Raw genomic sequence first — 9,371 nt, forward strand, 5'->3', positions numbered from 1 at the left:
GGACAAGAACATGAACACTCCCACTACCCTGCGCCGCCGCTTCGCCCTCACCGCCACCGTACTGGCCGTCATCGCCCTGACGGTCGGCGGCGCCATTTCCGCCGTCGGCCTCTCGGCCAACGCCAGCACTGCCCCGGCAGCGCCACCGGCTGCCCCGGTTGACGTCGCCGAAGTGGTCAGCAAGCAGATCATCGACTGGCAGGCTTACTCCGGCCGCATCGAAGCGGTCGACCGCGTCGAGGTGCGCCCGCTGGTCGGCGGCACGCTGACCCAGGTGCACTTCAAGGATGGCGCACTGGTCAAGAAGGGCGATGTGCTGTTCACCATCGACCCGCGCCCCTACGCCGCTGAAGTAGCCCGCACCGAAGCGCAGCTGGCCGGCGCCGAAGCGCGCGCCGGCTATACCTCGTCGGACGTGGCGCGCGGCCAGCGCCTGCTGGGCGACAACGCCATCGCCAAGCGCGATTTTGAAGAAAAGCAGAATGCCGCACGCGAAGCCGCCGCCAACGTGCAAGCCGCCAAGGCCGCCGTGCGCGCCGCTCGCCTGAACCTGGAATACACGCAAATCACCGCGCCGGTCTCCGGCCGCATCTCGCGCGCCGAGGTCACGGTAGGCAACGTGGTGAACCCCGGTTCGGCCAACGCACCGCTGACCACGCTGGTCTCGGTGTCCAAGGTCTATGCCTCGTTCGACGTCGATGAGCAAAGCTTCCTCAAGTACGTGAACCCGGCGCGCGCCGCCGGCGCCACGGTGCCGGTCTACCTCGGCCTGGCCAATGAGGACGGCTACTCGCGCCAGGGCAAGGTCGGCTCGGTGGACAACCGCCTCGACCCCGCCTCGGGCACCATCCGCGTGCGCGCCGTGTTCGATAACGGCGACGGCCAGCTGATCCCCGGCCTGTACGCCCGCGTACGGTTGGGCGGCGGCGCACCGCACGAGGCCGTGCTGATCGATGAAAAGGCGCTCGGCACCGACCAGGACAAGCGCTTCGTCATGGTGGCCGGCAAGGACAACCACGCGACCTATCGCCAGGTGCGCATCGGCGCCAACCAGGACGGCCTGGTGGTAGTCGAGAGCGGCCTCAAGACCGGTGAGCACATCGTGGTCAACGGCCTGCAACGCATCCGCCCGGGCGACGCCATCGCGCCGACCGTGGTGCCGATGCAGCCGCAAGCCAAGACCGCCGAAGCGCAAGCCCAGCCGGCCGACGGCAAGGCTTGAGCCCAAGCCGGCCAATCGCATTCAAGAAAAACAGCAGCTTTGACATCGAGAAAAGCTGAAGGAACCTGAACATGAATATCTCAAAATTCTTTATCGACCGCCCGATCTTCGCGGGCGTGCTGTCGGTACTGCTCCTGCTGGGCGGCGTGCTGGCCATGTTCCAGCTGCCCATTTCGGAATATCCCGAAGTGGTGCCGCCATCGGTGGTGGTGAAGGCGCAGTATCCGGGCGCCAACCCCAAGGTGATCGCCGAGACTGTGGCCTCGCCGCTGGAAGAGCAGATCAACGGCGTGGAAAACATGCTGTACATGCAGTCGCAGGCCAATAGCGACGGCAACCTGACCATCACCGTCAACTTCCGCCTGGGCGTCGACCCCGACAAGGCCCAGCAGCTGGTGCAGAACCGCGTCGCGCAAGCGCTGCCGCGCCTGCCGGAAGATGTGCAGCGCCTGGGCGTGACGACCATCAAGTCGTCGCCGACCCTGACCATGGTGGTGCACCTGATCTCGCCCGATAACCGCTACGACACCACCTACCTGCGCAACTACGCGGTCCTGAACGTCAAGGACCGCCTGGCGCGTATCCAGGGCGTGGGTGAAGTGGGCCTGTTCGGCTCCGGCAACTACGCCATGCGCGTGTGGCTGGACCCGAACAAGGTGGCGCAGCGCGGCCTGACCGCGTCCGATGTCATCAAGTCGATCCGCGAGCAGAACGTGCAAGTCGCCGCCGGCGTGATCGGCGCATCCCCGAGTTCCCCCGACGTGCCGGTGCAGCTTTCGGTGAACGCGCAAGGCCGCCTGAAGACCGAAGCCGAGTTCCGCGACATCATCCTCAAAGGCTCGCCCGATGGCGCCGTGACCAAGCTGGGCGACGTCGCCCGGGTGGAACTGGCCGCCTCCGAATATGGCCTGCGCTCGCTGCTGGACAACAAGCCGGCCGTCGCCATCCCCATCTTCCAGGCCCCCGGCGCCAATGCGCTGGATGTCTCCAAGCAGGTGCGCGCGGCGATGAAGGAACTCTCGGCCGACTTTCCCAGCTCGGTCCAATACCGCATCGTGTACGACCCGACCCAGTTCGTGCGCGCTTCCATCGAAGCGGTGGTGCATACGCTCCTGGAAGCCATCCTGCTGGTGGTGATCGTGGTGATCATCTTCCTGCAGACCTGGCGCGCCTCGATCATTCCGCTGCTGGCGGTTCCGGTCTCCATCATCGGCACCTTCTCGCTGATGCTGGGCTTCGGCTACACCATCAACGCGCTGTCGCTGTTCGGCATGGTGCTGGCCATCGGCATCGTGGTCGATGACGCCATCGTGGTGGTGGAAAACGTCGAGCGCAACATCTCCGCCGGCCTGACGCCGCGCGAAGCGACCTACCGCGCCATGCAGGAAGTCTCGGGCCCGATCATCGCCATCGCCCTGACCCTGGTGGCGGTGTTCGTGCCGCTGGCCTTCATGACCGGCCTGACCGGCCAGTTCTACAAGCAGTTCGCCATGACAATCGCCATCTCGACGGTGATCTCGGCCTTCAACTCGCTGACCCTGTCGCCGGCGCTGGCCGCCATGCTGCTCAAGGGCCACGGTGAGAAGCCGGACCGGCTGACCCGTGTGATGGACCGTTTCCTGGGCGGCTTCTTCGTCCGCTTCAACCGCTTCTTCAACCGCGCTTCCGACAACTACGGCCGCGGCGTGACCGGCGTGATCAAGCGCAAAGGCGCCACCATGGTCGTGTACGCGGTGCTGCTGGCAGCTACCGTGGGCATTGCCAACATCGTGCCGGGCGGTTTCGTACCGGGACAGGACAAGCAATACCTGGTGGCCTTCGCCCAGTTGCCCAACGGCGCCTCGATCGACCGCAGCGAAGACGTGATGCGCAAGATGAGCGAGATCATGCTCAAGGAACCTGGTGTTGACAGCGCCATCGCCTTCCCCGGCCTGTCGATCAACGGCTTCACCAACAGCTCTTCGGCCGGCATCGTGTTCGTGGGCCTGAAACCCTTCGAGGAACGCAAGGCCAAGGAACTGTCGGGCAATGCCATCGCCGCATCGCTCAACAAGAAATTCGGCGGCATCAAGGAAGCCTTCACCGCCGTGTTCCCGCCGCCGCCTGTGATGGGCCTGGGCACGCTGGGCGGCTTCAAGATGCAGATCGAAGACCACGGCGCGCTGGGCTATGCCGAACTGGACCGTGCCGCGCAAGAGTTCATGAAGGCCGCCGCCAAGGAACCGGCGCTGGGCCCGATGTTCTCCAGCTATCAGATCAACGTGCCGCAACTGGACGTCGACCTCGACCGCGTCAAGGCCAAGCAGCTCGGCATCCCGGTGACCGATGTGTTCAACACCATGCAGATCTATCTCGGCTCGCTGTACGTGAACGACTTCAATCGCTTCGGCCGCGTGTACCAGGTGCGGGCCCAGGCTGATGCACCGTTCCGCGCCAAGGCCGATGACATCCTGCAGCTGAAGACCCGCAACGAAGCCGGCGAGATGGTGCCACTGTCGTCGGTGGTCAAGGTCAAGCAGACCTTCGGCCCTGAAATGGTGGTGCGCTACAACGGCTACACCGCTGCCGACATCAACGGCGGCCCGGCGCCGGGCTACTCGTCCGACCAGGCCCAGGCCGCGGCCGAACGTGTCGCAGCAGCGACCCTGCCGCGCGGCATCAAGTTCGAATGGACCGACCTGACTTACCAGAAGATCCTCGCAGGCAATGCCGGCGTGTGGGTGTTCCCGATCAGCGTGCTGCTGGTGTTCCTGGTGCTGGCTGCACTGTACGAAAGCCTGACCCTGCCGCTGGCGGTGATCATGATTGTGCCGATGAGCATCCTGGCCGCCTTGACCGGCGTCTGGCTGACCAAGGGCGACAACAACATCTTTACCCAGATCGGTTTGATGGTGCTGGTGGGGCTGTCGGCCAAGAACGCGATCCTGATCGTCGAGTTCGCCCGCGAACTGGAAATGCAGGGCCGCACCGCGGTGCAAGCCGCGATCGAAGCCAGCCGCCTGCGTCTGCGTCCGATCCTGATGACCTCGATCGCTTTCATCATGGGCGTGGTGCCGCTGGTGACCTCGACCGGCGCCGGTTCGGAAATGCGCTATGCAATGGGTATCGCGGTGTTCTTCGGCATGCTGGGCGTGACGCTGTTCGGCCTGTTCCTGACCCCGGTGTTCTATGTCCTGCTGCGCACCGTCGATCGCCGCAAGCTGCACTCGGCCTCGCACCATGAGGCGCCAATGACCGCCGGCTCGCATGTGCAACAAGTCGCGCATGCTGCCCCCGGTTCGCAGGAAGACCGCTGATTTCTCTGGAGTAGAAAAATGAATGCAATCAACATGAACTCCCTCACTTCAGGCCACGGCCTGGCCGGCCGCCTGCTGCGCCCCGTGCGTATCGGTTCCGCGCTGCTGGCCGCACTGCTGGTGCTGGCCGGCTGCTCGGTGGCGCCGATCTACGAACGGCCCTCGGTCGATACCCCGGCCGCCTTCAAGGAGGCCGCACCACAAACCACGGTAGCCGGTGAAAACGGCAGCCAATGGAAGGCAGCCCAGCCGTCCGAAGACATCGCCCGCGGCGAATGGTGGAAGATCTTCAGCGACGACAGCCTGAACGCCCTGGAAGACCGCGCCCAGCAAGCCAACCAGGACCTCAAGGCCGCCGCCGCCCGGTTGGGCCAGGCGCGTGCGCTGACCAAGGATGCACGCTCGGCCTACTTCCCGCAGGTGGACGCCGGCATCGGCGCCACCCGCCAGCGTCAGTCGCCCGCCTCGCAAAGCCTGCCGGCCGACGCCAACACGCAACCGTTCACGCTGTACCGCGCCCAGGTCGGCGTGTCGTATGAGGTCGACCTGTTCGGCCGCGTATCGTCCAACGTCGATGCCGCCACCGCCGACGCCCAGCGCAGCGAAGCGCTGTTCCATTCGGTGCTGCTGGCGCTGCAGGCCGACGTCGCCCAGCAATACTTCCTGGTGCGCGAACTGGATGCCGCGCTGGAGCTGTACCGCGGCACCGTGGAATTGCGCGGCCAGTCGCTGAAACTGGTGCAACGCCGCTTCGATGAAGGCGACATCAGCGAGGTCGACGTGGCGCGTGCCAAGTCCGAACTGGCCTCGGCGCAATCGGAAGCATTCGGCATCGCACGCCAGCGCGCCACCGCAGAACACGCGCTGGCGATCCTCTTGGGCAGCACACCGGCCGAGTTCTCGCTGCCGGCCCGTCCGCTCACGCGCATCTCGATCGGCATCCCATCCGGCCTGCCGTCGACGCTGCTTGAGCGCCGCCCGGATATCGCCGCCGCCGAACGTGCAATGGCTGCCGCCAACGCCCGCGTCGGCGTGGCCAAGTCGGCCTTCTTCCCCAGCCTGAACCTGACCGGCGGACTCGGCTACGAGTCGGCGCAGTTGGGCGACCTGTTCAACTGGTCCAGCCGCACCTTCCTGCTGGGCCCGCTGGTGGGTACCGCCCTGAGCATGCCGCTGTTCGACGGCGGCCGCCGCCAGGCCGGGGTTGACCGTGCACGCGCCAGTTACGAGGAACAAGTCGCCACTTACCGCGGCACGGTCCTGAACGCCTTCCGCGAAGTGGAAGACAACCTGGCCAACCTGCGCATCCTGGGCGACCAGAACCAGGCGCAGGACGAAGCCGTAGCCGCCTCGGCGCGTGCCGCCAAGCTGTCGCACACGCAGTACAGGGAAGGCGCGGTCAGTTACTTCGACGTGATCGACGCCGACCGCACCGTGCTGCAGCAGCAACGCGTCTCGGTGCAGCTGGATGGCGAACGCGCACGTTCGACCGTGAACCTGATCCGCGCCCTGGGCGGCGGCTGGGGGACACCGGTGGCAACCAAATTGTCATCGGCCCAGTGATTCAACAGCGCCGCCGTCCCAGCCAAAGCTGGGACCCGGTGGCGTTTGCTGCACAACGCCGGGCCCCGGCTTTCGTCAGGACGACAGCTCAGGACAACGCAACACCGAACATCAGACCAACTTACGAGAAAACGCCATGCCCATCACCCTCCATCAAGCCAGCATCCCGTTCCTGATCCGTGGCCTGCAAACCCTCTCCACCCTGCTCGACAAAGCCGAGCAGCACACCGACGAACACAAGCTGGAAGCCAGCGAGCTGATCGGCGCTCGCCTGTTCGACGACATGTATCCGCTGTCGGCCCAGATCCAGCGCGCCAGCGACACCGCCAAGGCTACCGCCAGCCGCCTTTCCGGCCTGGCCGCCCCCAACTTCCCCGATGACGAAACCAGCTTCGACGAACTGCAGGCGCGCATCAACAAGACCATCGTCTTCCTCGAAGGCATCCCGGCCGACGCCATCGACGGCCAGGAAGAACGCAAAGTCAAGATGATTCTGCGCGGCGAAGAACACAGCATGAGCGGCCTGACCTATCTCACCCAGTTCGGCCTGCCCAACTTCATGTTCCATGTGGTGACCGCCTACGGCATCCTGCGCCACAAGGGCGTCAAGCTGGGCAAGATGGATTATCTCGGCCTGTAAGCGGCGCAAAGGAAACGGCCCGCATCTTGCGATGCGGGCCGTGATGAACGGAAGAATTTCCCGTAGTACTTACCGCCAGCTTGGTTGGCGCCACTAGTATGTCGTCAAGTTGTCTTCTCATCCGCCGAGCGATTGCAGATGGAGTCCTTGACTGCATTCTTCCACCGTAATCTTACGGATAGTTCACCGTAACGATGATGCGTCCCTGGACCGTGCCGCCGGTTGCATTTTGCTGGAAACGCCGCATGGCGACGGAAAACCTATAGCGACGCATAGTTGGAGAGCGAATATCCTCCCAAGGGGTAAAGTCCCGATTCCAGCAGACGGGAACGTATGTGTCGGGTCCATCATAGGACAGTGCGATCCCGACTCCCCTGGCCGAGCCCGTGTTCTCCATCTGGCCGGAGCAATTGGTGCCAATGGTCGCAACCATTGGCCTGACGCTCATTCGGGCATTGGTTTTTGAGCAGTTTGTGGCAGTAATGTTGATAATTTTCTCCGGAGAACTGCCGCCGACGCTAAGGCTGTTCAAGGGCACGCTCCCCATGTCCACGGGATTGGGAGACACCGAGAAACGGCAAGTGCCACCGCCTCCACCTTCCATGGACGATGAAAGTCCATAGTAGAACTCCGCAAATGGAAGCCGATTGTCGCCGACCAAAAAGGTGGCCAAGAGAGAGGATGATGGCGACATCGTGATAGTGCCCGGAGAAAGCTGTCCGGGAATACGGATGAGCTTTATTCCATACAGCATAAAATTCGTGGAATGAGTGTACCAATCTGGCTTGGAGGACGATGGATATGATGCATATCCTTCGCTGGGGACGCCGTTGTAGCTGACGAGTACAATTCCGATTCCTGGAATATTGCTTCGAATGACGTTATATCCAGCGATAGCGACCGTATTGACGCTCAACCCCATCGCCTTGGGCGGAATGAGATGGCCGCCACAAGAAACAGAGCTTGAACCATCCCCCGTTGTCAGCTGACTGATCCACAACACCTTACCAACTTGCTCGTTCCCGGTAACAGTAAATTGCGTTTGGTTATAAGGCAGGGTGTTAGGTGGATGCCCTATGTGCGGAATAGGATATTTGACCGGACGCATGACGCCAGCGGCATAACTACAGTCTTGCGCAACGGCCACACCTGCATAAGAGAAACCAAACAATAGAAAAATCGATGCAACTATTTTTCTGGGCAGAACTTGATAATAGCGATTCATAGCATTCAATCTCATAGGCACATTTCTATGAAATGGTACCCAGCCCTGGAGAACATTTATATGAGAAAAGTCTCGATATGGCGCTCCGTCTTTTCTTAAGATAAATCCCCCCACACGTATCTCGCCGGCTCGAGATATCTCTCAGGCGCGGCACCATACATTTCCTCGAATAGAGAGCCCAGTTTCGACGAGCTCCAGGCACGTATCAACAAGACCATCGTTTTCCTCGAAGGCATCCCTGCCGACGCCATCAACGGCCAGGAAGAACGCAAGGTCAAGATGATCCTGCGCGGCGAAGAACACGGCATGAGCAGACAGACCTACCTCACCCAGTTCGGCCTGCCCAACTTCATGTTCCATGTGGTGACCGCCTACGGCATCCTGCGCCACAAAGGCGTCAAGCTGGGCAAGATGGATTATCTCGGCTTGTAAGCGGCGCAAAGGAAACGGCCCGCATCTTGCGATGCGGGCCGTGATGAACTGAAGAATTTCCCATGGTACTTGCCCGCCTTTGGCGGGCTTTTTTTCGTCCGTGCTTCTTCTCAGAGATACACCAACTCGACCGTGGCCCGGCCATCAAGCGGCACTTCCTGCGTCAAGGGCAGGTTTTCCGGCTTGTTGAGCGAGGCATGTACATTGATCTTGACCGTCAGCTGGCGAAACGCCACCGGCTGCCTGTTGCTGTCACCGAATGCATACAGGTGCCCTTCGTGCTGCAGGAAACCGGCATTGTTGTGCCAGTTGGTACCATTGCTAGACCACATGTTGCTCACGGCAACGCCATCGGCAGTAGTGCCGGTGTCCAGAGTCAGGTAATAGCCGCCGACATTCTTGCCTGCCACAGTACCCAGGCCATAGTTGAAATCTTCCGGCGCATTCAGGACCGTCAGCCCGGTGACGCCAGCGACCCGCGAAGCGGCCCGATTATCGGAAAACTTCATGGCCACCTTGGCGGCGCTGTCGCAGGTCACGCTCAGCGTCACCTGACGCACATCCAGGCGCTTGTTTTCGCCAGCCTTGAGCGATGCAGCGGGAATAACGCCATAGTCCACCACACCAGCGCCGCTGAAGCCAGGCTGGCAGGCCGGCGGCTTGATCACCCCCGTCACCTTCAGTTCAGCCGTAGGGCCGGCGAAGGCGCTAGCCGATACCAGAGTGGCGATTGCGATGAGGGCGGAGCGGACGATGACGTTGTGCATGATGGTTTCCCTGTTTGGCTGCATTCATGTGCATCGCACTATTGGCGGGCTTTATTTGCTTGATGCAGTGACGCCAGTTTGCCAATTCATATCTCGAATTTATATGAGAAAAATCTCAAAAATACGGCATTGCTTGGCGACAAATCAGGAACAACTCAAGGTCAAGATGATCCTGCGCCACAAGGGTTTTATCCTGGCGCTGATGGCCGGGTACGGATGTAAAGGT

7 protein-coding genes and 1 pseudogene are annotated in these 9,371 nt (G+C 62.2%); 6 read left to right on the forward strand and 2 right to left on the reverse strand.

What is annotated here, in order from left to right:
- The first annotated feature begins 10 nt into the window (after window positions 1-10).
- From AKL28_RS15235 to AKL28_RS15250, 4 genes are all read left to right on the forward strand, one after another.
- Window positions 11-1,222, forward strand: coding sequence for an efflux RND transporter periplasmic adaptor subunit (locus tag AKL28_RS15235; protein ID WP_050469020.1), 1,212 nt, complete (start codon window positions 11-13; stop codon window positions 1,220-1,222).
- A gap of 71 nt (window positions 1,223-1,293) precedes the next feature.
- A complete protein-coding gene (locus AKL28_RS15240; protein ID WP_050469021.1) occupies window positions 1,294-4,518 on the forward strand; it encodes an efflux RND transporter permease subunit in 3,225 nt (1,074 codons plus the stop codon).
- Between the two features lie 33 nt (window positions 4,519-4,551).
- The gene (locus AKL28_RS15245) at window positions 4,552-6,081 is read left to right on the forward strand and encodes an efflux transporter outer membrane subunit (protein WP_050469026.1); all 1,530 of its coding nucleotides are present in this window, start codon (window positions 4,552-4,554) and stop codon (window positions 6,079-6,081) included.
- A 136-nt stretch (window positions 6,082-6,217) separates the two neighbouring features.
- A complete protein-coding gene (locus tag AKL28_RS15250) occupies window positions 6,218-6,721 on the forward strand; it encodes a DUF1993 domain-containing protein (protein ID WP_050469022.1) in 504 nt (167 codons plus the stop codon).
- A 172-nt stretch (window positions 6,722-6,893) separates the two neighbouring features.
- Here the strand turns inward: AKL28_RS15250 and AKL28_RS23955 are convergent, their stop codons facing one another.
- On the reverse strand, window positions 6,894-7,946 hold the full coding sequence (locus AKL28_RS23955; protein WP_169801852.1) for a fimbrial protein: 1,053 nt from the start codon (window positions 7,944-7,946) through the stop codon (window positions 6,894-6,896).
- Between the two features lie 150 nt (window positions 7,947-8,096).
- Here AKL28_RS23955 and AKL28_RS15260 point away from each other — a divergent pair.
- Window positions 8,097-8,378, forward strand: a pseudogene (locus tag AKL28_RS15260) (DUF1993 family protein); the annotation flags it as partial.
- A gap of 110 nt (window positions 8,379-8,488) precedes the next feature.
- On the opposite strand, the gene AKL28_RS15265 reads toward AKL28_RS15260, so the two are convergent.
- Window positions 8,489-9,145, reverse strand: coding sequence for a DUF1120 domain-containing protein (locus AKL28_RS15265; protein WP_169801853.1), 657 nt, complete (start codon window positions 9,143-9,145; stop codon window positions 8,489-8,491).
- On the opposite strand from AKL28_RS15265, the gene AKL28_RS25070 reads away from it, so the two are divergent.
- A partial coding sequence (locus AKL28_RS25070; protein ID WP_231602447.1) for a hypothetical protein occupies window positions 9,144-9,371 on the forward strand: 228 nt, incomplete at its 3' end. The genes AKL28_RS15265 and AKL28_RS25070 overlap by 2 nt on opposite strands.

The organism is Herbaspirillum chlorophenolicum (assembly GCF_001189955.1).
GTDB lineage: Bacteria > Pseudomonadota > Gammaproteobacteria > Burkholderiales > Burkholderiaceae_D > Herbaspirillum > Herbaspirillum chlorophenolicum.